Genomic DNA, 24,998 nt, shown 5'->3' on the forward strand with positions numbered 1-24,998 from the left:
AGGACGGCTTTCAATTTAACTGGCCTCAGGCCAATACCGCAATAAACTCTCCAACGACTCTCAAGTCGTGAAGATCATCGTCCTCAATAACGATATCCCGATAACCATGAGCGCTAGTGACGGGAGTCAAGATGACTTTTTCGTTAACGAGTTCATCGCCAGACATCGTTTTTTCACTGCGATACAGTTTGACGGTAAGGCAACTGCCGTTGTCAGGGTCTTCAATAGCACGATGTTGCACTAAAACTATTTTGCCATTTCGCGTTCCTCCCGGATTGGCACTAAAGAGGCACCATGCGCCATTAGGAATCCGTTTGTTCATGGACTCACCAACAACCTGAGCGACAAACTGGCCCGGTCTGGTGGCAAAATGTTCGGGTAATTTTACCCACTCAAAATCTTCATCGGGAGATTGGAGTTCACTGAATTCGCCTGCTGCTGCCTGTAGGTCGTAGAGGGGCACGAAGCCTTCATAAGGCAGTGCTGATTCAAAATCAACTACTTCGTACGGGACTTGCAGAGCGGAAACATCATTCTTCTGTTCCGTTATCTGGGTCTCTACAAAGCTACGGAAATGTTGTCTGGTTTCCGCATCGGCAGAGTAGATGTAGCACCCTTTCATGCCCCGCGTCATAAGGGTCCGGTAGGTGTTCTTGATGATCCTATCAGCATCTGCAAGGGCACTCTCCCGATCCTCTTTCAGCCTCTTCTTGTAACCGCGTACGGACCGATCGGATTTTGAGCGCGCGCTAGCGTTTGTGACCGCAATCCCGTCCCGGATTACAAAATCATCTCCGATAATCACGCCTACGTAGTCGAGCTCTAGCCCCTGGCAGGTATGAATACAGCCAATCTCACTTATCGAATCCTCAGCGATCAGCCATTTTGGGCCGTGCTTGTCCAGATTCCATCTTGCTCTGAAATCATGCTCAGGGAGCTCAATATCGAACTTTGCTGGATCCTTCCTGCTAGTCCAATCCCAGCAATACCCAGCCACCAACCGCGCCTTGTTGGCCCGGCGACTTTTCTCTTCAATAACATTCCGCAGCTCGTTCGGGTCGTCATAGACCCGAAAATCATAGTCGACGCCATCCAGCGTTGTATTAGCTGTTTCCCGAATTTGCAGGACATGATCAATCCACGCCAGATAGCCATCAGAACCGTTGCAACGGAATTGTGAGCTCAGCTCCAGAACAGTCACTTCTGAACCTGCTTGCCTCGCAAAATGCCGGATCTCATCCACCGTGCCGATATCTGAGAATGTGACACGCTGGTCTTCATCAATAAAAAAGACTGAGGTTCGGGCGCTATTGATCAGCTCTTTTATCTGGTTCTCCCCGAGATTCCCATATAGGCCAGACTTCTCGTTTAGCCTGTGGGCCTCGTCAACGACCAGCAAATCAAAAAAGTTTGTCTCAGTATCGGTATAACCACCAGAACCACGAAACAGGTTATCGATGTGGGTTTTGCGCATGGTTCCTGTCAGACGGGCTTTGAAAACTTCCCGCGGCGCGGAATTCTTACTGACAAACTGGGTCAGCATCTCCCTATTGGTTGCTTCAACAATAAGGTTGATTGCAACAACGGATTTCCCCGTCCCTGGTCCACCCTTGACGATGAAAGTCTGCTTTCGATTTTCGCGCCCTTTTTCCGCTAGCTCCAGCGCGGTCTCGTAAACTAGCTTCTGCTCATCGAGCAGAATGAACTCCCTGTTGCCCCGAAGCATCGAGGCGAGGCTGTCAGCTAGTCCTTTTGACGGCTTGATCACACCATGTTCAATTCGATACATGATGTTGTCGCTATCGCCATATCGAATATTCTGCCTGAGGAAATCCGACAATTTCTTAGCATCGCTTGAAATAAATACCGGCGCCCTATCGGTATGCTCATGATAACGGGAGTCGTTAATCGCAACTCCACTGTCCATATTATGCAGATAAGCGCAGGGCTGAAGACTGATATGTTCTTCTCGGACCGTTTCGTTATAGTCCTCAATTAGGGCTGAGTAAGACCAGGCCTGATAGGAAGGATGGTTAACTTCACGAATGGATCCATTTAGAAATGTTCGGACAATTGCGTCTTTGTCCGTAACCTCTGCCTCAGACCATTGTTTCAGCTCAACGATGATTGCTGTGTCATTGCGCGACGCATCTTTGCCAGTCAGAATAAAGTCCACACGGCGACTGGTCAGTGGAATCGTATACTCAATGGCTACACCTGCAGACGGTGGGATACCCTGATCCAGCAACGCGTTAAACATGTACTGAAGTGAATTCTTCCAAGAAGCAATTTCGGATTTTGGGGTTCTTCGTTTGAGCCTTCTCCAGACCTCTTCCTCGATAACCTTCTCGATCTGATTGAACTTCACATGTTCAACGAATTCCGCCTTCGAAGCCGAATAGACGATCACAGATATCCCCTACAACTCGTTATATTTATTGGACCTGCCTTTGGCTTTGGCAACAGGATATTTGAGAGCATTTGCCTCTATTTTTCGGGCAGATTCTTCAGCAATATCGACACCCAGAGAATCCGACAGAAGGATAAGGTACAACTGGATATCCGCGATTTCGTCTTTAACGGCTGCCAATCGCTTTTCACTGAGGTTTTTCGAATCTTCCTCGCTGAGCCATTGGAACTGCTCCGATAACTCACCCGCTTCACCACAAAGCGCCATGGTCAGGTTTTTCGGTGAGTGAAACTGACGCCAATCCCGCTCTTCAGCGAATTGCTTCAATTTCAGGCGCAACTCTTCCAGCGAATCCATTTTGATCAAAACCCCTTTGTTGATGCCATAATCATTTGCTCGATCTATTCGCACATTAACCATACTCGAGTACACCGGTCCACATAATCCACGACGAACATGCAGGCTAAGAACTCTGCTCCTTCGATGCCTGAATATCCACAGGCGCCACCCCCAAGTCCTGCCACTTCTCCGGATGACAAGTAAACAGCAATATCTGATGTCGACTAGCCGCATCAAACAGGATGCGTTTCATATCTTCGAGGCGCTCGCTGTCACTGTGCACCAGGGTGTCGTCCAGTATCACCAGCGTTGGCCTTCCGGCTTCCCGCAGCAGATCGGCATAGGCCAGGCGGCTGATCAGGCCCATCTGTTCCCGCGCACCAAAACTCAGTTCGGTGATCTGCCCGAGTTCGCTGCCCCGGCTGAAGGTGCCGGGCCGGAGCTGTTCGTCGACTTCCAGAGAGGCTTCCGGGAAAAGTACCGACAGGTAATGGTTGAGGTGCTTTTGCAACGGTGCCTGCAGGCGGCGTGTGAGGGCCTGGCGTTTTTCGGTGAGCAGGGTCAGCAGCAAGTCCAATGCCTGGGCGCGACGGTGCAATTCCTGATAGCGGCGATTGCACTGGTCGAGTTCCGCCTCTTTCTCGTTGAGCTGTTCTTCCAGCCCTTCGGCACCCCAGGCCTCCAGCCTGACTTTGATATCCCTGAGCTCACGCCCGCGGTTCTCCTGGGTCTGGCGCAGGTGATTGGCTGCGTTCTGGTAGCGTTCGATGTCCTGTTTGAGGAACTCCGGTCGGGCTTCGCGAATTTCCCGTTCGCGGCGTTCGAGGCTGGCTTGCAGTTCGGCCTGTTGTTTTTCGATGTTCGCCAGGTCGGTGGTTATCTGGCTAAGTTGCTGCTGCCGTTCCGGGCTCTTTTCTTCATCCGCCAGCCGCTGCCATTCGGTTTTGGCGTTGTGCCAGGCCTGTTTCAGTGCCGACAGCGTCGCCTGGTGCTCACGGTCATCAGCTTCGGCCTTATCCAGCGTGGTGCCGGCCTGAACGAAAGCGGCCTCTGCCTCTTCCAGGGCGGGTACGTTCTCTTTCTGGTCCGGTTCTGGCGTGGCCTGCAATTGGCTTTTGGCTCTCTCCAGTTCGTTTTCCGCCTCGCTCTGTTCAGAGACAAGTTGCTCAATGCCGGCCGGTGCCACGGATTTTAGCAAATCCTCGGCGTGCTTCAGGGTTCTTTCGGCACTTTCAAAGGTTGAAAGGCGGTCCTCTGCCTGTTCCACCGATGTCACACCCAAGGTCTTCAGCTGTTCTGCAAAGCTGTCCTCGAGGGTTTTGAGCTTGCGGCGGGTGCTGGCCAGCTCTTCGCCACCGGGCGTTATGCCCAGGGTACCCACGCCGGGGATGACCAGAGTGGATTCTTCCAGAAGCTGCTGCTCGCCTTGCCCGGTCAGCTGCTCGTTGTTCAGCGCTAATGACGCGCTGGTTTCCAGTTGCCAGCTCAATCGGGTGGCGATGGTGCGTGAACGGATGGATTCTTCGTTCAGCTTGTTCGCGGTCGCTTTCAGGCTTTTGACTGCAGCAGAATCAATTCGGTTTTCTCTGACCTGCTGCCTGGCTTGCTCCAACTGCTGGTGGTAGTCCTTCGCTTTGGCAAGATTCTGGGTCTGCGCTTGTTTGTGCTGCTCAAGCCGGCGGACGTCCTGCTCCAGCCGTTCCTGGGTTTGTAGCAAACCCGCAAGCTTGCGTTGCTTTTCCGCCTGCTCATAGGCGGTTCTGGCTTCGGCCAATCGGCCTGCAATTGCCGGGCTCTGTGCTTCCGCAACCCTGAGGTCGCGCTCGGCGCGTTCCAGTTCGGCCTTTCGGCCCTCCAACTGGCGACTCAGCCCTTCAAGGTGTTCCTTGCTCTGCTGCAACAGTCGACGGTTCTCCTGTATCTGGGCAAGCGTGGCCTTTTCCTGGACTTGCTGTTGCTCCAGGCGCTCGACCTGCTGATAGCGGGTGCGGGCTTCCTCCAGCTGTCGCTGGGCCTCTTCCCAGGGGCGTTCGGCCTCCGCCTGATCGTGGTCGTGGGCGAGCTTGCCGAGCCGGTCGACCTGTTCCTGGTAGTGTTGCACCCGGCCTTTCAGGTCTTCGATGTCACGCTCATACAGGGCACGGTCTTTTTCCAGTTGCAGGTAATCGCCACGGGGCTTGCCGGTGCCGGTCAGCAGGGTGTCCCGTTGGCTGCGGACCGTTTCAATCAGGTCGTCGCCGCCGGAACTGGCCACCTCCCCGACCATGGAATTCAGTGCGGATTTGAGGTGATCCCCGGCATGCTCTATGGCCTGCTCGATGTCCTGCCCGGTGCCCTGCTCCACCCACAGCAGCCCCGGTATGCCCCAGTGTTCGGCTTTGCTGGCGCCCCTTTTCGGGTATTGGTAGCCCAGCAATTCGGCCAGTTTCTCTTCCGCGTCGTCTTCGCTGTAGGTTTCGGTGCCGATGGTCAGGTCGCAGCGTTTGCGCTGCAGGAAGCTTTTGGCGAGGTGCCAGTTTCGGTTGTCGTGCTCGAAATCCAGTTCGATGGTGGGCGCTGCGGCGGAGTCGCCCCAGGGGCGCAGGTCGTCCACGGCGGTTGAGCGATAGCGCTCGAAAAAGGCCGCCCGGATCGATCGCACCAGGGTGCTTTTGCCAGACTCATTGGGGCCGTGAATCAGGTTGAGGCCGGGTTGCAGGTTGTCCAGAACAAAGGGTTTGCGGAACTGGCGTAGCTGCTCAATGCGCATGCGCTGCAGTTTCATTGGCTGGCCTCCTGTTCCCGCTCTCGGAGCATTCCGGCCAGAATGGCCAGCGCATCCCGGGCGGCATCATCCTGTGTGTCTTCCTGCCCTTGACCTTGCCGCAGGCTCTCAATCACTTCGCCCACGTAGCCATCGGCTTTCAGGGCGGCAATGTCCTCATCGGTAGGGGCAAACTGTAAGCCGCTTCGCTCGCAGCGAAGGCTGCGGAACCTGGCTTCAGCAACCGACAGTGCCTTCAACAGTGTTTCCTCACCGGCCAGGGTCACCGAGCCTTCAAGGCGCAGGTCGACCACGGCGGATTCGGGCAAGGCATTCAAACGCTCCAGTAGTTGCTCAAGATCGGAGTGGACGGCAAGGGTTTCCCGCCACTGGTGCCATTGATAGCGCCCCGTTGGTAGTTGGGTGACTTTGGGTGTTGCGCCTGGTTCGGACACCTCAACAATCAGGGCATTGCCTGCTTCGTTGTTCCGGAACCGCTCCGGCTCGGGGGTGCCGCTGTACCAGGTACGGTCATTGATCTGCTTGGTGCCGTGCCAGTCACCCAGCGCCAGGTAATCGAGCGTGCTGGCGTCGGCACGGTCTGGCGCGATGGGGTTGGAGGAGTCTATCTCTTCGTGCAGCAGGCCCTGGACACTGCCGTGGGCCAGACCGATCCTTGGAAAGCCTTCAGGCGACTCGTAGCCGCTGAAGGGTTCGGTCAGATCGCCGTAGGTATGGCGCTGAGTCAGGGGCGCGCAGAGGATGCTCAGGCCCTGGAGTTCCAGATTGATGATGCCGGGCTGAAGTGCCAGGTGTACGTTCCCGGGCACCGCTCCGAGGCGCTGGGCTCGCGTCCATACGCTCTCTGCCAGGGCGGCATCGTGGTTGCCGGGCAGCATCACCCAGGGGCCGGTAAACCCCTTTGTGGCGTTGAATACCCTCCTGATAGTGCGGTCGGACACCGTTTGTGCGTCAAAGACATCGCCGGCCACGAGTACCGCATCGCACTGGTGTTCGTTGGCCAGTTGAGCCAGCTTCTCAATAGCTTCAAAACGGGCTTCGACCAGCGCGGCGCCGTCTTCGGTTTCAAACCGCGTAAAGGCCCGGCCCATCTGCCAGTCTGCGGTGTGCAAAAACTTTGGCATGTCAGGTTCCTGAGGGATCTGGGAATTTTCGCGACATTCTAGACTACCCGCGAAGACTTTACAGAGGCGGTGCGACAATGAACGTCGTTCTGGAGGAGATGGTTTGCTTCGGACGCTACACGGAGCTCAGCCGGCACGCTGCGTACTTGAACTTCGGAAAACAATATCGCTTCGCATCAATGCCCCAAATGGGTCAGAGTTTCAATCCGCTCAAACAAAATTTGCTCTCGCTCTGCATTGCCACCCGCCTGGCTGTTAACGGCGTACTCAAAGTTGGTGTCTTGCAATAACTGGCTGAACTTCTCTGCCAGGTAACTTCGTAATTCTTCGGGCGCAGTTTTGACCTCATCGATCAATGACTCACGGCCATCAATCAACGTGAGCAAGTCTTCGATGTCGTGGCTCGAGAGCGGGTCGCCCTACCTGCTGTAAAGTATGAAATCCCGGATAGCCCATTACATGGACAATCAGATCCACATCCTCGGTGTGGCGAACTTTCTCAAGTACGAACTCATCGGTTAATAAGAAGCTGGTGGTGCAACCTCCTACGAAGGCCACCTGCTCTCGCAGGTCTGGGCCAAGCGCCTCAGCAACTTTGCCGACCATCAACTTTTGTAACGTCGGTATGCTCATTCACTCACTTCCATGTGTTTTTTTAACAGGTCTTTTGCCAGATTTGCCTCACGCGGGCTGCCTATGCGTATTGCGTCTACCAGCGCCAGTAATGCGTAAAGCTCCGGGTCCCGGCGAACCGCGTGGCCTAGAGTTTTAAATAAAGGGGCAATCTCCAAGCCTTTGTTTTTGCCTCGCGCATCTGGCCATACTGGTAAAAGTTCGCCTGCGCTGAACACTCGATTTTCCAGCACGGGTGCGGCGAATGCAGTACCAATACCGCGCACTAACTGACCGGGTTTGGCAGGAAACACGTACTTGGCACCGTAGACGATGAATTCAAACAGGCTTTTTGTGTTGACACGAGGCATGCCGGAATTGCGATCCTTTTTAGCGAGGCCAACCTCAAAACAGCGGCGCAGTGAGTTGCTGACCTGGGATTTCCCGATGCCTGTTTCCAACTCGAGATTTCGCACTGTGTAAGCTGATGTGTCTACAACGCCTTCTGTCGCTTCTTGCTTTCGCAGCGAAACCAACTTAAGCAACAGGCCGAGATCTTGACTCTTGATTCCATCCATAGGCTGGATGTCCCTAGTTTTTGGACACGGGACAAGCGTTGCTTAGATCCAGATTAATTGCAAGCCCTCACCAACATATTCCATTACGCCGGGCTCAGACTGCACGCCGCATACTTGAACTCCGGAATCTTCCCGTAGGGGTCCAGGGCCGGGTTGGTTAGCAGGTTGGCTGCTGCCTCGACAAAGGCAAAGGGTATGAACACCATGCCCTCGGGCATGGCCTGGTCGGCCCGCGCTGTGAGCGTAATGCTGCTGCGACGGGTGGCAACCTTGATGGCATCACCCGGTGCGACGCCCAGACGAGCCAACTCTGCGGGTGCCAGATAGGCAGCCGCTTCGGGCTCCCGCTCATCCAATACCCGGCTGCGACGGGTCATGGCGCCGGTGTGCCAGTGTTCCAGCAATCGCCCGGTGGTTAAAACGATGGGATAGGCTTCGTCCACCGGCTCGTCTGGCGGAAGCGGCCGGGTTGGCGACAATTTGGCCCGGCCACCGGCGCGGGGGAAGGCATCGGAGAAGACAACATCCTGCCCCGGCTCGTCGTCGGCCAGGCATGGGTAGGTCACGGAACCTTCGCGCTCCAGGCGCGACCAGGAGATATGATCGAGCGAATGCATGCCGTGCTTCATTTCGGCGAACACCTGCTCGGGGCCGGCGTAGTCCCAACCCAGCCCGAAACGCCGGGCCATTTCCTGAATGATCCACCAGTCGGGCTTGGCCTGCTCCGGCGGCTCCAACGCGGCGCGGCCCATCTGCACCTGCCGGTTGGTGTTGGTGACGGTGCCGGATTTTTCCGACCAGGCAGCGGCAGGCAGGATGACGTCGGCAAACTGGGCAGTCTCCGTGACGAACAGGTCCTGCACCACCAGATGTTCTAGCGCGCCAAGTGCGGCCCGGGCGTGGGTCAGATCCGGGTCAGACATCGCGGGGTTTTCGCCGAGGATGTACATGCCCTTGATGGTGCCCGCCGTGATGGCGTCCATAATCTCTACAACCGTAAGCCCGGGCTCAGGATCCAGCTCGGTGTTCCAGAGTTCTTCGAAGGCGGCGCGCAGCTGGGTGTCTCCCACCGGTTGATAGTCGGGCAGTACCATGGGGATCAGGCCGGCGTCGGAGGCGCCCTGAACGTTGTTTTGCCCTCGCAATGGGTGCAGACCGGTGCCGGGCCGGCCCGTTTGGCCGCAGGTCAGCGCCATCGAGATCAGGCAGCGGGCGTTGTCGGTGCCGTGCACGTGCTGGGATATGCCCATGCCCCAGAAGATCATCGCGCTCTCGGCGCCTGCGTAGGCTCTGGCTACTTCACGAATGGTCTCAGGATCAACGCCGCATAGCGGGCTCATGACCTCCGGGGTCATATCCACGACACTGGCTGCCAGTGCTTCGAAGCCCTCGGTGTGGGCATCAATGTAGGCCTTGTCGAAGAGCCCTTCGTCGATGACCACGTGGAGCATGGCGTTGAACAGTGCCACGTCGCCGCCCGGCGAAAAACGAAGGCTGCGCCAGGCATAGGCATCCAGGGCCTGGCCCCGGGGATCGATGATGATCAGTTTGGTGCCGTTTCGGGCCGCCTGTTTGAAGTAGGTGGCGGCCACCGGGTGGTTCACGGCCGGGTTGCAGCCGGTGAGGATGACCACATCGGCCTGAAGCGCCTGCATGAAGGAGGCGGTCACCGCGCCGGAGCCGAGGCATTCCATCAGCGCCGCCACAGAACTGGCGTGGCAGAGCCGTGTGCAGTGATCAACGTGATTGGAGCCGAAACCGGTGCGCACCAGCTTCTGGAACAGCCAGGCTTCTTCATTGGAGCACTTGGCACTGCCAAAGCCGGCGAGTGCGCTCGGGCCATGTTGGCCTTTGAGTTCCGTCAGCCCGGTTGCGGCAAATTCTAGTGCCTCTTCCCAACTCGCCTCGCGAAAATGCGTTAAGGGATTGGCCGGATCAAAGTCGGGGTCGACGCCCTTGGGCGCGCCCTCCCTGCGGATCAGTGGCCGGGTGAGCCTTGCCGGGTGCGAGGGATAATCGAAGCCAAAGCGGCCTTTGACACAAAGCCGGCCCTGGTTGGAGGGGCCGTCCCTGCCTTCAACATAGAGGATACGCCCTCGTTGTTCGCTCTCCCCTTTCTCGGCGCTAGAAGGCTCGTCTTTGACGTGATAGGTGAGCTGGCAGCCGACGCCGCAGTAGGGGCAGACGGAGTCCACGGTGCGATCGGCGATGGCGGAGTCTCCACGGCCTTCGGCATCGATCAGGGTGGCGGGCATCAGCGCCCCTGTCGGGCAGGCCTGTACGCATTCGCCACAGGCAACGCAGGTGCTGTCGCCCATAGGGTCGTCGAAGTCGAAGATGACTTTGGACGCGGCGCCCCGGTGCGCCAGGCCGATCACGTCATTGCCCTGAACTTCCCGACAGGCACGCTCGCACAAACCGCAGGTGATGCAGGCGTCCAGGTTGACGTTCATGGCCGAATGGGTAGCGTCCTGCCCCCTAGCGTGGGGCAGCGTACTGGATCTGGGTTCGACGTGATGAACCGTGGGCGTTTTCCGATCTGAACGGGCCGGGATTCGCTGGCGCACAGAACCGACGTCGATGGCCAGTTGATCCGCCGTATCCCACAGGTGGCTGGAGCGATCCGGACTGTCTGGGCGCGCGGGCTGATCCGCCATCAACAATTCCAGCACCGCTTTGCGGGCCGCCTGAACCCGACCTGAGCCGGCACTACGCACTACCATGCCGGGGATCGCCTCGCGGATGCAGCTGGCGGCGAGTACCCGCTCGCCCTCCACTTCCACCATGCAGGCGCGGCAATTGCCATCCGCGCGGTAACCGGGAGCGTCTTTGAAGCACAGGTGCGGGATGGTCTCGCCGGCGCGCCTGGCCACCTGCCAGAGGGTTTCGCCGGGGTAGGCCTGAACTTCGACATCGTCCAGGGTCAGGGTGAAGCTTGTGTTGGTGTTGCTCATGACAGCCTCCCTACCCTTTGGCGATCAGATTTTGGCTGGCAAGTTCGCTGCGGAAGTCTCGCAGCAGGCTCAGAACCGGATTAGGTGCAGCCTGGCCCAGGCCGCAGATGGAGGCATCGGCCATCACCCCGGCCAGTTGCTTGAGCGTGTCCTCATCCCAGGTGCTGCGTTCCAGCAACGTTAGCATTTTCTCGGTGCCTACACGGCAGGGAGTGCACTGCCCGCAGGATTCATCGGCGAAAAAGCCCAGAAGGTTGGAAGCTGCGGCTTGCAAATCGTCCTGATCAGACAAAACGATCACCGCGGCGGAGCCGATAAAACAGCCATGCTCCTGCAGGGTGTCGAAGTCCAGAGGGATGTCTGCTTTGCTGGCGGGCAATATCCCGCCGGAGGCTCCGCCGGGCAGATAGGCCAGCAGGCGGTGCCCTTCCGCCATGCCACCGCAATATTCGTCGATCAACTCACTGAGAGTGATCCCCGCCGGAGCAAGGTGAACGCCGGGCGTTGCCACTCGCCCGGAGACCGAAAAGCTGCGTAATCCCTTGCGGCCGTGCCGCCCCTGACTGGCGAACCATTCGGCGCCCTGGGCGTGAATGCGCGGGATCCAATAGACCGTCTCGACGTTGTTAACGAGGGTGGGCTGACCAAACAGTCCTTTCTGGGCGACGAACGGCGGTCGATGGCGTGGCTTGCCGGGTTTGCCCTCCAGGGACTCGATGAGGGCGGATTCCTCACCGCAGATGTAGGCGCCCGCGCCACGACGCAGGATAACAAAGCCCGGCTCGACGATTCCGGCCGCCTCGAGCTCGGCAACGGCATTTTTCAGAACACCGTGCAGACCGGGGTATTCGTCCCGTAAATAGATGTAGAGGGCCTGCGCCTCGACGGCCCAGGCACTGACCAGAGCCCCCTCCAGGAAAACGTGGGGTTCGCGTTCCAGGAAATAACGGTCCTTGAAGGTACCCGGCTCGCCTTCGTCGGCGTTGATCACCGCATACCTGGGCCCGGGCTCAGCCCGCACTGCCTGCCATTTGCGATAGGTGGGAAATCCGGCACCGCCGAGCCCCCGCAGGCCGGCGTGCTCGAGTTCCTTGGCAAGCGATTCGACGCTCACCCGGCCTTCATGACAATCGGTCAACAGTCCATAACCGCCGGTGGAACAGTAACCCGCCAAACGTTGCCACTTGATTTCTTCTGGGTGAATCTGGCCCTGTTCTACCGCCGCACCCACATTCTGGGCATTGGCATGGCAAACGTGATGATGACCGACTTCCACCACTGGCGCTGTGTCGCAACGCCCCATGCAGGGCGCACGCCGCACACGCACCGTGGCGGGATCAGCGCCGTCAGAGAGCGCCTGATGCAGCGCCTCTGCTCCGGCCAGTTGGCACGAAAGCGAATCACATACCCGTAGAGTTATTGCCGGTGGCGGCGCTTGTTCATCGTGAATCACGTCGAAATGGGCGTAGAAGGTGGCCGTTTCGTAAATGGCGGCCATGGGCAGATTCATGAACGAGGCCAGGGCCCGGAGGTGGGGCATGGAAAGGTAACCGCAGGCATCCTGAACAACATGCAGATGTTCGATCAGACGATCGCGGTGGCGCAATGACGAATCAACGCGTTCGTCACCGATAAGGTCCCGCAGCTCCGACAATAAAGTCGGTTCCAGTTGACGGCCCCGAAGAGCGGAGCGCCGGCGTTTGACCATCTTTTCGTCTGTGCTCATTGTTGTTGACCAGGCGCCGAGGAGCAGAAGACAGCCTTGTTGGCTGGCCTGACTATGTAACAGTCATTGAAGCATACCCGGCAGGATTGCCGCCAGCAGCCTGTCGGACTTGCACCGAACAACGTCGTTTTTAGTTAGGCTGTTTATTTGGCTCGAGGCTCAGACCGTTACACCACGACCCAAAGCCGCCACTGGAAACGGGCATGAGGCGCGACCGGCCATCGGCAGAATACTTTATGGACACTAATCAGGGGTAAAGAAAATAATGGAGGCGCGGGTCGGAATCGAACCGGCGTACACGGAGTTGCAGTCCGCTGCATAACCACTCTGCCACCGCGCCGGTAAAAGTTCGAAGGGGATTCGATACTTTTATGCTCTCAGGTGGGCATTGAGAGACTGTGTTGATTGGAGCGGGAAACGAGATTCGAACTCGCGACCCCAACCTTGGCAAGGTTGTGCTCTACCAACTGAGCTATTCCCGCTTGATCAACGAGGGCGTATTCTACGGATTAGGCCGTTTGCGTCAACCACTTTTTTCAACTTTCTGTTTTAGTTCAGATTCTGATCGATTGCACTCGAACGCAGCAACCCCCAACAAGGGAATTTGAGCTAGTATCACGGTACACCCATCGCCAATTCTCAAGAATGGAGACAGAACTTCCAGATGCCCTCCCCTGGCAAACTTGAATTCCAGAACGGCCAACTGACCGTATCGGGCGACTGGACGCTTCCGAACTACGGCAGTTTGAAGCGGGATGTCCAAAACGCCGTTTTAAAGGAGGTGCCTGACGGGCATTCCGTCAATCTGGCAACCATCAATGCACTGGATACGGCCGGCGCGTCCCTTCTGGTGGACCTTCTGGGTGCTCATGAACTCCATGAGCTTACCGAGCAGACCCCCGAACTATCCAGCGAACGCCAGGAACTGCTGCGCCTGGTTGCCAACGCGATGGCCAGCCCTGAAGGCGAAAAGGCCTTCTGCTCCAACCCGATCACTGAGTTCCTGGCGGGTATTGGCGAAAACATCGAAGACTTTTGGCATCAACAACGGCTGTTGATTGGGTTTACCGGCCAGATACTGGCGACATTGGCGAGCATCCTCGCAACGCCCTGGCGCTGGCGGATCACGTCATTGGTGGCCCATGTTCATCAGACCGGGCTGAACGCCCTTCCCATCGTGGCGTTGCTGACGTTTCTGGTGGGCGCGGTGGTTGCGTTTCTGGGCGCCACCATTCTGGATGACTTTGGCGCCACCATTTACACCGTTAACCTGGTGGCCTTCTCGTTCCTGCGGGAATTCGGTGTTCTGCTGGCCGCCATCCTTCTGGCCGGCCGCACTGCCAGCGCTTTTACCGCGCAACTCGGGTCCATGAAAGCCAACGAGGAGATCGACGCCCTGCGCACGTTCGGCCTGAGCCCCGTGGAACTGTTGGTTATCCCACGGGTGCTGGCGATGGTGATTTCACTGCCGATACTGACCTTCGTGGGCATGATCAGCGGTATTATTGGTGGTTCGGTAGTGTGCGTCCTGGCGCTGGATATCTCCGTGCCGCAAATCCTGAATATCCTCGAAACCAAGGTAAAGGTTGTCCACCTTCTGGTTGGGCTGGGAAAGGCCCCGGTCTTTGCGTTTGTGATTGCCGTGATCGGTTGCCTTGAAGGCTTCAAGGCCAGCGGAAGTGCCCAGTCCGTCGGTGAGCACACCACCTCCGCCGTGGTACAGTCGATCTTTATGGTGATTCTGTTGGACTCGATAGCGGCGATATTCTTTATGGAGATGGGCTGGTGAAGGAAAAGGCCGCACACCGGGATGTCGTGATCAGCGTGAGAGGCCTGTGCAACCGCTTCGGCCGTCATGAGGTCCACACAGACCTCAATCTCGACCTTTATCACCGGGAAATACTGGGGGTGGTTGGCGGTTCGGGAACCGGCAAGTCGGTACTGCTGCGAAGCATTGTCGGGCTTCACGCGCCGGACTCAGGGACCATTGAAGTCTTTGGCGAACAGTTGCAGGCCCTCTCTCAACAACAACGCTCCCGGATAGAGCGGCGCTTTGGTGTACTGTTTCAAAGCGGTGCGCTGTTCAGCTCCCTGACACTTCAGGAGAACGTTGCCCTGCCGCTGATTGAACATGCCAAGCTGTCCCGTATTGACGCGGAGCATTTGGCCCGGGTGAAGCTCGCACTGGTCGGCCTGCCAGCCAATGCGGCCGAAAAATACCCTGCCCAGCTGTCAGGTGGCATGGTCAAAAGAGCCTCGCTCGCAAGGGCCCTGGCGCTGGACCCGGAGGTGTTGTTTCTGGACGAGCCCACCGCCGGGCTCGATCCCATCGGAGCGGCCGCCTTTGACCGCTTGATTGTTACGCTTCGGGACGCCCTTGGCTTCAGCGTGTTTCTGGTGACCCACGATCTGGACACGCTTTACTCCACCTGTGACCGGGTGGCCGTGTTAGCCTCGCGCAGCGTATTGGTGGCGGACCGGCTGGCGGTGGTTGAGGCCACCGACGACCCCTGGATTCGCGATTACTTCCATGGGCCGCGGGGCCGGACAGCAACGACGCGAGGAGAGGCACGCTGATATGGAACCCAGAGCACATCACGTCCTGATTGGGTTGTTCACACTGGTTGCGCTTGCCGGCGCCCTCGCGTTCGCCTTGTGGCTGGGCCAAGCTGGCAACGACCGCGATTATGCCTGGTACGAAATCATTTTCGACCGGGGCGTCAGCGGGCTCTCTGAAGGCAGCCCGGTCAAATACAGCGGCATTGAAGTGGGCGATGTGGCCGAACTGAGCCTCGACCCAAGTGACCCTCGCAACGTCAGGGCGCTCATTCGGGTGTACGACGATGTGCCCATCAAGGAAGACACCCGGGCAGGCCTGGCGTTGACGAACATTACCGGCAGCATGAACGTCGAACTGAAGGGTGGCACCCCCGGAAGTCGGAAGCTGACTGGAAGCCGCGAATCCCCACCGACCATTCAGGCTGAACCTTCTGCCTTTACCACCCTGATGGCTTCCAGTGAGGAGCTGTTTGCCAAGCTCGATCAATTCCTCTCCAACGCAAATGCCATGGTGTCTGAGGAAAACTCCCGCAACCTCACCCGCAGCCTCAAAAACATCGAGGCTGTGTCGTCAGGTTTGATGGACCAACGCAGTGAACTAAGCAATCTGGTGACGAGCTTTGATCAACTCAGCGTGCAGACAGAGGCCACGCTGGAAACCTTCCGTCGATTTGGCAACACAGCAAACAACCTGCTCGATAAGGAGGGCCGCCAGTTGATGACCACTGCCCAGAGCGCCATGGACTCACTGGAAACCGCTACCGCGCGGCTGGAAGCTCTCACCGCCCGTAACGAAGGCTCCCTGGACCAGGGAATGCAGGGTATCGGTGAACTGGCGCCAGCCATGCGTGAACTGAGATCAACGCTGAAGAACCTGGACAGCCTGATCCACCGTCTGGAGGACGACCCGACCGGCCTTCTTCTGGGCCGCGAACCGATACAGGAGTTCAATCCATGACACTGATAGCATCACGGGCACTGCTCTGTGTAACCGTCGCAACCATGTTATCTGCTTGCACCCTGTTCCCGGATCGGCCGGCCAATCGACTATTCCAGTTGCCGGCTTCCACGGTTGAGACATCAATCACTGGCAACAAACCGTTCAGCACGACCCTTCGGTTCGTGACGCCCCTGGCCGAAGGCCCTGTTGATAGCTCGCGAATCCTGGTGAAACCGGAGGGCAACGAAATAAAGGCCTACCAAGGTGCGCGCTGGAGTAACAAGTCCCCCATCCTGGTTCGAGACCAACTGATTGACGCCTTTCGCCGGGATGGCCGCTTCGCGGGCATTATTACTGGAACCAGCCCGGCCCGGAGTGATCTGACCATGGCCGGTGAGCTCAGTGCATTCCAGAGTGAGTATCAGGACGGTATGCCAGTAGCGCTAATACGGCTGGACCTGCATCTCATCGACGAACGCACCCGCAATACCCTTGCCAACAAACGCTTTGAGTACCAGCATCCGGCGACAGGGGAGCAAGTGGAAGCAATCGTGGAGGCATTTGGCGAGGCCAGTAACGCACTGGCCCGCGAGGTGATTCACTGGACGGTTGAGCAGCGCCCCTAACCCGTCAACTTTGGTGCTTTTCCGGAAAAAGATCGGGCCAGGCGGCCTTGAGATAGAGAATCATCGACCAGAACGTCAGTACTGCCGCCACGTACAACAGCACCGTGCCGGCCTGGGCCCAGACGACACCGGGAGGAAACGCCAGCAGCATGATAATGGCCACCATCTGCGCCGTTGTCTTGATTTTGCCTATGTAGGAAACCGCCACACTTGCGCGGCTGCCAATTTCCGCCATCCACTCCCGCAATGCTGAAATCACGATTTCCCGACCGATAATCACGGTGGCGGGAATCGTCAGAATGAAACTCGCGTGGGCTTCAATCAATACAGTCAACGCTACCGCCACCATGAGTTTGTCGGCGACGGGGTCCAGGAACGCCCCAAACGGCGTGCTCTGGTTCAGTTTGCGCGCGAGATAGCCATCCAGCCAGTCCGTCGCCGCGGCCAGAGCAAACAGACCGGCACTGACGAGATAGCTCCACTGCGCCGGCAGGTAGTAGATAATCACGAAAACCGGGATCATCAGAATCCGGGAAAGGGTGAGAATGTTCGGTAAATTCATGCTATCCCTATTCGTCATGCAGTACTGCGTAGATGGTTTCTGCCAGGTTCCTGCTGATTCCCTGAACCTTGGACATTTCGTCGATACTGGCCTTGCGTAGTTCCTGGATTCCGCCAAAGTAACGAATCAGGTCACGGCGGCGTTTGGGCCCTACACCTTCAATGCCTTCCAGGGTGGACTGCCGGCGCTTCTTGTCACGCCGGGCCCGATGGCCAGTGATGGCGAAACGGTGCGACTCGTCACGGATATGCTGGATCAGATGCAGTGCCGGCGAGTCCGCGGGAACCCGATAGAGGTCACCGGTCATGGCATCAATCAACTGTTCCATGCCCGCACGCCGGGTGACACCCTTGGCCACACCGATCAGCGGAATGTCCGTAACGCCAAGTTCATCAAACACTTCCCGGGCAATGTTCAACTGGCCCTTACCACCGTCGATGAACACCAGGTCCGGGCGCTTGCCCTCACCCGCCACCATGCGCTTATACCGGCGCGTCAGAACTTGGCGCATGGCTCCGTAGTCATCGCCGCCAGTGACACCTTCGATATTGTAGAGCCGGTAGTCGCTTTTCAGCGGCCCATTCTCGTCGAAAACCACGCAGGATGCGACCGTGTTTTCACCATGGCTGTGGCTGATGTCAAAACATTCCATGCGCGACGGGGTTTCCGCCAGATCCAGCAAATCGCGCAGGGCCAGCAGGCGGCGATAGACTGTTTCCTTGCTGGCCAGGTGGGTCAGCAGTGTCTGCCTGGCGTTGGTCATGGCCAGGTCAAGCCAGCGCCGGCGTTCTCCGCGTACATTCTTGCGTACTCGCGTGTCACGCCCGGCGGATTCTGTCAGCGCCTGGGACAGCAGTTCCTGCCCGCCGACATCCACTGGCACCAGGATATCCGGTGGAATTTCCCGGCGGGTGCTACCGCCAAAATAATACTGCCCCAGAAAAGCACTTAACAACTCAGCCTCGGACTGTTCAATGCTGTATCGTGGAAAATAGTCCTTGGTACCGAGCACGCGCCCGCCGCGCACGATGATCACCACGATGCACACAACACCCGCATCTTGAGAAATGGCAACCACATCGGCATCGCCTCCTTCGCCGTCCACGCTTTGCTGCTCCTGAACGTGTCGCAGGTGGTTTATCTGGTCGCGGTAGACACCGGCTTTCTCGAACTCCAGATTCTTCGCCGCAGTCTCCATGGCCGCCATCAGATCCTGCAGGATCGCCGGGTTCTTGCCTTCAAGGAACATGGTGGCGTGGCGCATGTCTTCCCGATAATCCTCCGGCGAGATAAAGCCGACACAGGGTGCCGTGCAACGGTTGATCTGGTATTGCAAGCAAGGCCGGGTCCTGTTTCTGAAATAGCTTTCACTACAGGATCTTATACGGAATATCTTTTGTAAAATGTTAAGACTTTCCTTGACCGCTCCAGAGCTCGGAAACGGTCCATGCCAGGTACCACCGCCTTTCTTCGTGCGCCCTCTTCGAAACGTCAGGGAGGGATAATCGTCGTGCGAGGAAAGGTAGATATAGGGATAGGATTTATCATCCCGCAGCAGGATATTGTAGGGCGGCCGCAGTGATTTGATCAGATTCTGTTCGAGCAGCAGCGCTTCTGTCTCACTGCCGGTGATGGTGACTTCGATTGAATTGATTCTGGAGACCAGGGCCTCGGTCTTGGGCGCCAGGCCGGACTTGCGGAAATAGCTGGTAACACGCTTTTTGAGGTTCCGGGCCTTGCCTACATACAGCACGTTGCCGGCGGTGTCGTACATTCGGTACACACCCGGCCGCTCGGTCAACTGTTTCAGGAAGCTTTTGGTATCGAACTCCCTGCTGTTCCCTGCCTCGGCGGCGTCGGCCGGAGCATCAGACCTTGTCGGCATCGAGCAACCCGAGCCTGACCGCCATCAGCGCCAACTCAACGTCACTGGAAATTTCCAGTTTCTCGAAAATGCGATAACGGTAACTGTTTACGGTTTTGGGACTGAGGCAAAGCTTGTCGGAAATGTCCTGCACTTTCTGGCAGTCCACCACCATCATGGCGATCTGCATTTCCCGCTCGGACAAACGGTCGAACAGGGATAGCTCACCATCTTCGTCGCGGGCGTCGCCACCGAGCTGCTTGAGCGCCATTTTCTGGGCAATTTCCGGGCTGATGTAACGCTGCCCTGAATGCGCCATGCGAATGGCACGCACCATTTCCCGGATGTCGGCGCCCTTGGTGATATAAGCCGATGCACCGGCCTGCATCACCCTGGTTGGGTAGGGGTCGTCGGCACAGGCAGTCACCACTATCACCCGCACAGCGTCGTCAATGCGCAGGATGCGCCGTGTCGCTTCCAGCCCCCCGATACCAGGCATGCGAATGTCCATCAACACGATGTCCGGGCTGTCTTTACGCACAGAATCAATGGCATCCTCGCCTGAAGATGCTTCGCCGATGACGTCAATATCGGGGTTGTCCGCCAGCATCCGGGTAATACCGGACCTGACCAGTTCATGGTCGTCTACAACCAATACCCTGATCAAAACTCACCTCGCACGCGGCTTTTATGGGAATTTACGAATTGTACCGGTTAAGGGTTGCGGACGGTAGGTGCATCCGTCAATACCGTGACCTACTGGTCAGGAAACAACCATCAGCGGGGCACGCCCAGGCTTGCGGTATTTTCCACCGGGTCGAACCAGACCACCAGATCCCGTTGCCGAACCGCCGATTTAACCCGCTCACGCTCCGCCATGGGGTTCTCGGTGTCGTTCAAGCCGTGGTACCGAGTGCAGTATTCGTCGACCAGCCCGTCAAGCTGATCCTCTGAAAGCAGCCCAACATCCACTACGAATTTTTCTTCACGTGGGTCTGGCTGGGGCTCGTGGCCTGCTTCGTCGGTCATTTTCAACTCCACCTTAAAGCAGCCATGGTAATGGGTTTGACGGGGCTGTAGAAGACCGATTGCCGGGCTTTTTTCACGACTGAGTATCGGCCGGTGGATCAGGCTGCCTTAAACCGCGAAATCAGCTCGCGCATGGTGATGGATTCCTGCCGCAGGTATTCACTGATCTGGCGGGTGTTATCAACACTGGTGATCAGGGAACCCGAACTGTCATCAAGCGCCCTGGACCGTCGCCCAACGCGATCAATTTCATCCCTCTGAACGGCAACCGCATCCCCAATTTCAGCGCTGCGATGCTCCAACTCCGTGAATTGGTTCGCAAGACGCTCGAGGTGGTCTTTCAGCGCATCAAGGTTGCGACGATTCATACCACCAGCCTCCCGCATCTCATCCAGAAGGCCCTCAACACCGGAAACCCCGGTTGCCAGGTCGGTCACCCACTGGCGAATTTCCCTGGTTGAATCGGATGTACGCCGCGACAGGGTGCGAACTTCGTCCGCCACCACCGCAAATCCCCGACCGTGTTCGCCGGCACGGGCCGCTTCAATCGCTGCGTTCAGGGCAAGCAAGTTGGTCTGCTCTGCAATATCAGCAATGACGCCGATCACGCTCTCAATCTTGCCGGAGGATTCGCTCAATGCCTGTATGGAACGGGACACCCGTCCAATCACCTCGACGGTGTGTTCAGCGGCCTGCTCACTGTTTCTGAGCCCTTCCTGAACGACCGCATTGGCCGCCACGGCGTCTCGAACGGTCGTGGCCGAGTTTTCGGTGGCTAAATCAATGGCCGACGCCTGGTTGGCAATCGCCGCCATGGACTGGCTGACATCATGAATCTGCCGGCGGGTGGTATCGGTGGAGGACTGAACGCCTTCGGCCTGGGTGTCCAGTGAAGCGGACCGGTCATTGATGCTATGGGCAGCCGTTCTTACTTCTCCGATAAAGAGTTCAAAACGGCTGACCAACCCCACCAACGCGCGCGTCACACCAGCGACCTCATCATTTCCGGTTATAATCGGACGCCGGGAGAGATCCGAGGTTTCGTCCATTTCCCGGAGCCCCGATTCCAGCAACTGCAGGCGGCCAATCACCGAACGCCGGAGCCAGAGAGTCATCAAGACCACAGACATCAGGAAAACAGCCGACCCCGCCAACAGCCAGATTTTCTGAGCATCCAGAAAGGCCAGCAGGTCCTGGCTCCGAACTTCAATGATGTTGCGGCTGGCTTCTTTACGGTTGTTGATCGCCGCCAACATGGGGCCTAGAGCCGGAAACAGGTCGAAATCGACCACTTGCCCTACTCGATAGTAGCTCCGGCCCTCAATACCCGGCCTCATGGATTCAATGAGCGCCAATACATTCTCGAACAACGCCCGATTTTCCGTCGCCCACTCGCTCAGCCCGGCATTGTCCTCGATAACGCGCCAGTGCTCCGGCAACGCCTCTGTCAGAACCTGAAACTCCATATCAATCTCATCCCAGAGCATGAGTTGAGCTTTGATCTTATAGGCAAGGTCCTGCAGCCGGCGATGGTCCTGTTCAAGGTCTTCCAGCAGCCAGGATTCCGAGAGATCTTCACGGACCAATGCCTCGGAAGCTGACTCCGCACGGGTCATAATGCTCCATGACAGCGCCGCCAATGCGGCCAAGGCAAACACTGAAAGAAAGGAAAAGAACAGAATACGGCTGCGGACAGTTCTGAGCATGGTATCTCCACTGGGGGTATCGTCCAATGGAGCTTATGCCTGTTTTATGACACTTTTATGTCTTTAAAGGCGCCATTTTTCAGTCGAAGCCACTGTAGACAATCATCGGATGTTCCTTGCGCGGGAAATCCCCTACGTTCATTCTTTTACCCATTGCGTTCAGCACGATATTCTTTGGACTGGCACTGATTCCGAACAGGCGTAAACGATGGTCGACAATAAGCCCTTCTCACAGGCCTGCGAAAACAACAGGCAACCCATACTGGAATGCATCAAAACGGTGTTTACCGAACCGGCCACCATATTGGAAATTGGCACGGGAACGGGGCAACATGCCGTTTATTTCGCGGCAGAGCTGCCCCACCTGACGTGGCAACCCAGTGATCGGCCTGGAGGCGCTGAACATTCCCTGGGCTGGATCAAGGAGGCCGACCTTGCCAATATCCGCCCTCCTCTTGAACTGGACGTTTCCCTGGGAAGCTGGCCGGTAGACACCATCGACGGCGCCTATTCCGCTAATACGGCTCATATCATGTCATGGGAAGAGGTAGAGGCAATGTTCGCGGGGCTGGCTAAACGCCTCATTGCGGGCGGCCTGTTCTGCCTCTATGGTCCGTTTAACTATGAGGGGCAGTTTACCAGCGACAGTAATCGCCAGTTCGATCATCACCTTCGGAGTCAGGCCCCGCATATGGGCATCCGTAACATGGATGACATGCTGGAACTGGCAGGGCGAGTTCGGTTCGGGCTTGAACGCGATGTCGAAATGCCTGCCAATAATCGACTGCTGGTTTGGCGCAAACTGTAAAAAGCCACTCGATGTCAGGAGGGATCACGCAATGAGCCACCAAAGACTCACAATGCTGATCAGCGGCAAGGTCCAGGGCGTTTGCTATCGCGCCTCCGCGGCCGACATGGCCAACAGCCTGGGTGTTACCGGCTACGCCAGAAACCTGCCGGATGGCCGCGTGGAAATTGTTGCTGAGGGCTCACCGGCGTCACTGGTTTCACTCAGACAGTGGTGTCGAGACGGCCCTCCCTCGGCCATCGTCGACAAAATCAACGCCACCGAAGGCTCTGCAACCGGTGAGTTCAACAACTTTGGAGTTCGGTAATCACCGGCTGGATGACACTACTCGGAACATTTCTTCATACCCTCGAGACCACACTGCCGGTATTCGCCATGGTGTTTATCGGCCTTGGCCTCAGGCGGCTGGGCTGGATAGACACCAGCTTCATCAACACAGCGTCTGCGCTGGTCTTCCGCGCTACACTGCCCACCCTGGTATTCCTGAGTATTGTGCGGGCAGATCTGGATACCACCCTCAACCCTGCACTGCTTGGATTCTTCGTAGCCGCCACTCTCGCCAGCTTTCTGTTCTGCTGGCTTTGGGCCATGCGTGCCGCACCACCGGCTGACCGGGGTGTGTATGTCCAGGGCGCTTTCAGGGGGAATTGCGGCATCGTGGGCCTTGCACTGGCAGCCAGCCTCTACGGCGATTTCGGCCTGTCAGCCGGCGGGCTCTTGCTGGGCGTCGTCATCATTTCCTACAACGCACTCTCTGTGGTTGTTCTTACGGCCTACCAGCCGGGTCAGGCGGCCAGTTGGGGACGCATCCTCGGGGACATCGGGCGTAACCCGCTCATTCTGGCCGTCGTCATCGCCGTTCCCTTTGCCTGGTCCGGGTGGCAGCTGCCGAACTGGCTGATGACCAGCGGGGACTATTTCGCCTCACTTACCTTGCCCCTGGCGCTGATGTGCATTGGCGGAACGCTGTCCTTGAGTGCTATGCGCACAGATCGCAAGCTCGCGATCAGTGCCAGCGTGATGAAGATGGTGACGCTACCGGTATTGTGTACATTCGCTGCCTGGCTGGCCGGGTTTGAAGGGCGGGAACTCGGGCTTATGTTCCTGTTCTTCGCCAGCCCGACAGCAGCCGCCAGCTTTGTCATGGTCAAGGCGCTGGGTGGCAACGACCGCCTGGCGGCCAATATCGTGGCGCTGACCACATTGATGGCCAGTGTGACGGTTACGGCCGGGGTGTTTGTGTTGCGGACTGCTGGGGTGGCTTGAGCGACATGCAATACAAAACCCCAGCTGTTGCTGGGGTTTTGTATTGGCGGAGAGGGAGGGATTATTCGGGCCTGCGGCCCTCACCCCTTCGGGGTCGTCGTCGCATGGCTCCGACGTTCCTCAGCCAGCTGCGCTGGCTTCGGTCGAACCCGCGAGGGTTCTGCTTACCTTCCCATTCGGCCAATAAAAAACCCCAGCTGTTGCTGGGGTTTTGTATTGGCGGAGAGGGAGGGATTCGAACCCTCGATACGCTATTAACGTATACACACTTTCCAGGCGTGCGCCTTCAGCCACTCGGCCACCTCTCCAATACTCTTTAAATAATCCGTTCCAAATCAGCAATGTCGTCGCTCATTTGAGGGCGCAAACTCTAATGGTTTTGTTCCAGTTTGGCAACTCCAATTTTCAAATCCGTTTCCGACCAACTCCGGCAACCACAGAAACCCAATGGCCGTCTGTGCGATACTGGCAAAGATACCCAATACCCTAAACACCGTCCGGGGGCGACCGTTATGATGATGAAAGCCGACGAATCCACGCTGGTCCTGATTGATCTCCAGAAAAAACTCATGCCAGTCATCAGTCACGGAGATTTGATGCTCGCTGAAAGCGTGAGGCTCGCACAAATTGCCAAACTGCTCTATGTCCCTGTGATTGCCACGGAGCAGATCCCGGAAAAACTTGGACACAATGACGAACAAATCAGTGATCTCGCTGATCGGACATTAACCAAGACCCACTTTGATGCCTGCGGTGGGGGGGCTGATGGAGGCCATTCCCGACAACCGGAAGCAGGTGGTTATCGGTGGTTGCGAAACGCATGTATGCCTGTTGCAAACCGTCCTGTCCCTCCTCGCTGCGGGTTTTCGTGTCTGGGTGGTGGAAAATGCAACCAGTTCCCGCCACGACAACGACCGGGATGCCGCCCTGGAACGAATGCAACAAGCTGGGGCTGTTATCGTAACGCTGGAGATGGTGGCGTTTGAATGGATGCGGGATAGCAAGCACCCACGTTTCCGGGAAGTTCAGAAACTCATCAAATGACGAAGCGAATATCACCATTTTTGTTGCTGGAATCACGTAAGCTTCCAGCGACAAACGCCAGGAAACCGGACAAGAATCGGAACGTCT

Annotated in this window: 22 protein-coding genes and 3 tRNA genes; 8 read left to right on the top strand and 17 right to left on the bottom strand. The window is 57.4% G+C overall.

Features of this window, described 5'->3' with window-relative positions; all coding sequences use genetic code 11:
• Positions 1 to 25: 25 nt before the first annotated feature.
• The 11 genes from MDG893_RS03235 to MDG893_RS03285 all read right to left on the bottom strand — a co-directional run bounded on the left by MDG893_RS03235 (position 26) and on the right by MDG893_RS03285 (position 12,989).
• Positions 26 to 2,410 (bottom strand): DNA/RNA helicase domain-containing protein, encoded by a 2,385-nt coding sequence (locus MDG893_RS03235; RefSeq protein WP_007152291.1) that lies wholly within the window; start codon positions 2,408 to 2,410, stop codon positions 26 to 28.
• Between the two features lie 9 nt (positions 2,411 to 2,419).
• Entirely contained in the window at positions 2,420 to 2,830 is a 411-nt protein-coding gene (locus tag MDG893_RS03240) for a nucleotide pyrophosphohydrolase (protein ID WP_007152292.1), read from the bottom strand.
• Positions 2,831 to 2,873: 43 nt separating this feature from the next.
• Positions 2,874 to 5,513 carry an AAA family ATPase gene (locus tag MDG893_RS03245; protein ID WP_007152293.1) on the bottom strand — a complete coding sequence of 880 codons (2,640 nt, stop codon included), beginning with the start codon at positions 5,511 to 5,513 and terminating at the stop codon, positions 2,874 to 2,876.
• Complete coding sequence (locus MDG893_RS03250) at positions 5,510 to 6,637, bottom strand: metallophosphoesterase family protein (protein ID WP_007152294.1); 1,128 nt, start codon at positions 6,635 to 6,637, stop codon at positions 5,510 to 5,512. The genes MDG893_RS03245 and MDG893_RS03250 overlap by 4 nt, the downstream gene beginning before the upstream one ends.
• 176 nt (positions 6,638 to 6,813) lie before the next feature.
• Positions 6,814 to 7,014 carry a hypothetical protein gene (locus tag MDG893_RS21145; RefSeq protein WP_007152295.1) on the bottom strand — a complete coding sequence of 67 codons (201 nt, stop codon included), beginning with the start codon at positions 7,012 to 7,014 and terminating at the stop codon, positions 6,814 to 6,816.
• A complete protein-coding gene (locus MDG893_RS21150) occupies positions 7,007 to 7,270 on the bottom strand; it encodes a hypothetical protein (protein WP_007152296.1) in 264 nt (87 codons plus the stop codon). The genes MDG893_RS21145 and MDG893_RS21150 overlap by 8 nt, the downstream gene beginning before the upstream one ends.
• Entirely contained in the window at positions 7,267 to 7,827 is a 561-nt protein-coding gene (locus MDG893_RS03265) for a hypothetical protein (protein ID WP_007152297.1), read from the bottom strand. The genes MDG893_RS21150 and MDG893_RS03265 overlap by 4 nt, the downstream gene beginning before the upstream one ends.
• A gap of 83 nt (positions 7,828 to 7,910) precedes the next feature.
• Complete coding sequence (fdhF, locus tag MDG893_RS03270) at positions 7,911 to 10,781, bottom strand: formate dehydrogenase subunit alpha (protein WP_007152298.1); 2,871 nt, start codon at positions 10,779 to 10,781, stop codon at positions 7,911 to 7,913.
• Between the two features lie 10 nt (positions 10,782 to 10,791).
• Positions 10,792 to 12,507: an NADH-ubiquinone oxidoreductase-F iron-sulfur binding region domain-containing protein gene (locus MDG893_RS03275; RefSeq protein WP_007152299.1), complete on the bottom strand. Its 1,716-nt coding sequence runs from the start codon at positions 12,505 to 12,507 to the stop codon at positions 10,792 to 10,794.
• 266 nt (positions 12,508 to 12,773) lie between these two features.
• Positions 12,774 to 12,847: transfer RNA gene (locus MDG893_RS03280), tRNA-Cys, on the bottom strand.
• 66 nt (positions 12,848 to 12,913) lie between these two features.
• Positions 12,914 to 12,989, bottom strand: a tRNA-Gly gene (locus tag MDG893_RS03285).
• Between the two features lie 182 nt (positions 12,990 to 13,171).
• Between MDG893_RS03285 and MDG893_RS03290 the strand changes: the two genes are divergently transcribed.
• The 4 genes from MDG893_RS03290 to MDG893_RS03305 are packed head-to-tail and all read left to right on the top strand — an operon-like array spanning position 13,172 to position 16,632.
• The gene (locus MDG893_RS03290) at positions 13,172 to 14,296 is read left to right on the top strand and encodes an MlaE family ABC transporter permease (protein WP_007152300.1); all 1,125 of its coding nucleotides are present in this window, start codon (positions 13,172 to 13,174) and stop codon (positions 14,294 to 14,296) included.
• Positions 14,293 to 15,084 (top strand): ABC transporter ATP-binding protein, encoded by a 792-nt coding sequence (locus MDG893_RS03295; RefSeq protein WP_007152301.1) that lies wholly within the window; start codon positions 14,293 to 14,295, stop codon positions 15,082 to 15,084. Before MDG893_RS03290 ends, MDG893_RS03295 begins: the two co-directional genes overlap by 4 nt.
• A 1-nt stretch (position 15,085) precedes the next feature.
• Positions 15,086 to 16,024 carry an MlaD family protein gene (locus tag MDG893_RS03300; protein ID WP_007152302.1) on the top strand — a complete coding sequence of 313 codons (939 nt, stop codon included), beginning with the start codon at positions 15,086 to 15,088 and terminating at the stop codon, positions 16,022 to 16,024.
• Positions 16,021 to 16,632: an ABC-type transport auxiliary lipoprotein family protein gene (locus MDG893_RS03305; protein WP_007152303.1), complete on the top strand. Its 612-nt coding sequence runs from the start codon at positions 16,021 to 16,023 to the stop codon at positions 16,630 to 16,632. The genes MDG893_RS03300 and MDG893_RS03305 overlap by 4 nt, the downstream gene beginning before the upstream one ends.
• Positions 16,633 to 16,636: 4 nt before the next feature.
• On the opposite strand, the gene pgsA is transcribed toward MDG893_RS03305, so the two are convergent.
• The 5 genes from pgsA to MDG893_RS03330 all read right to left on the bottom strand — a co-directional run bounded on the left by pgsA (position 16,637) and on the right by MDG893_RS03330 (position 21,793).
• Positions 16,637 to 17,194, bottom strand: coding sequence for a CDP-diacylglycerol--glycerol-3-phosphate 3-phosphatidyltransferase (pgsA, locus tag MDG893_RS03310; protein WP_007152304.1), 558 nt, complete (start codon positions 17,192 to 17,194; stop codon positions 16,637 to 16,639).
• Positions 17,195 to 17,201: 7 nt separating this feature from the next.
• The gene (uvrC, locus tag MDG893_RS03315) at positions 17,202 to 19,079 is read right to left on the bottom strand and encodes an excinuclease ABC subunit UvrC (RefSeq protein WP_007152305.1); all 1,878 of its coding nucleotides are present in this window, start codon (positions 19,077 to 19,079) and stop codon (positions 17,202 to 17,204) included.
• Positions 19,063 to 19,725 (bottom strand): UvrY/SirA/GacA family response regulator transcription factor, encoded by a 663-nt coding sequence (gene uvrY / locus MDG893_RS03320; protein WP_007152306.1) that lies wholly within the window; start codon positions 19,723 to 19,725, stop codon positions 19,063 to 19,065. The genes uvrC and uvrY overlap by 17 nt, the downstream gene beginning before the upstream one ends.
• Before the next feature lie 110 nt (positions 19,726 to 19,835).
• Positions 19,836 to 20,087, bottom strand: coding sequence for a hypothetical protein (locus tag MDG893_RS03325; RefSeq protein WP_007152307.1), 252 nt, complete (start codon positions 20,085 to 20,087; stop codon positions 19,836 to 19,838).
• A 98-nt stretch (positions 20,088 to 20,185) separates the two neighbouring features.
• Positions 20,186 to 21,793, bottom strand: coding sequence for a methyl-accepting chemotaxis protein (locus MDG893_RS03330; RefSeq protein WP_040474228.1), 1,608 nt, complete (start codon positions 21,791 to 21,793; stop codon positions 20,186 to 20,188).
• 208 nt (positions 21,794 to 22,001) lie between these two features.
• Between MDG893_RS03330 and MDG893_RS03335 the strand changes: the two genes are divergently transcribed.
• Genes MDG893_RS03335 through MDG893_RS03345 form a run of 3 tightly spaced genes read left to right on the top strand, consistent with a single transcriptional unit; the run spans position 22,002 to position 23,867 of the window.
• Positions 22,002 to 22,601, top strand: coding sequence for a DUF938 domain-containing protein (locus MDG893_RS03335; protein WP_007152309.1), 600 nt, complete (start codon positions 22,002 to 22,004; stop codon positions 22,599 to 22,601).
• Positions 22,602 to 22,632: 31 nt separating this feature from the next.
• Positions 22,633 to 22,908, top strand: coding sequence for an acylphosphatase (locus MDG893_RS03340; RefSeq protein WP_040474229.1), 276 nt, complete (start codon positions 22,633 to 22,635; stop codon positions 22,906 to 22,908).
• A gap of 11 nt (positions 22,909 to 22,919) precedes the next feature.
• Positions 22,920 to 23,867, top strand: a complete 948-nt coding sequence (locus MDG893_RS03345) for an AEC family transporter (protein WP_040474230.1) — start codon at positions 22,920 to 22,922, stop codon at positions 23,865 to 23,867.
• Positions 23,868 to 24,084: 217 nt separating this feature from the next.
• Here the strand turns inward: MDG893_RS03345 and MDG893_RS03350 are convergent.
• Positions 24,085 to 24,175 (bottom strand) — tRNA-Ser (locus tag MDG893_RS03350).
• Between the two features lie 436 nt (positions 24,176 to 24,611).
• Here MDG893_RS03350 and MDG893_RS21155 point away from each other — a divergent pair.
• Positions 24,612 to 24,911 carry an isochorismatase family protein gene (locus MDG893_RS21155; protein WP_007152313.1) on the top strand — a complete coding sequence of 100 codons (300 nt, stop codon included), beginning with the start codon at positions 24,612 to 24,614 and terminating at the stop codon, positions 24,909 to 24,911.
• Positions 24,912 to 24,998 lie beyond the last annotated feature (87 nt).

It is taken from the genome of Marinobacter algicola DG893 (assembly GCF_000170835.1).
GTDB classification, from domain to species: domain Bacteria; phylum Pseudomonadota; class Gammaproteobacteria; order Pseudomonadales; family Oleiphilaceae; genus Marinobacter; species Marinobacter algicola.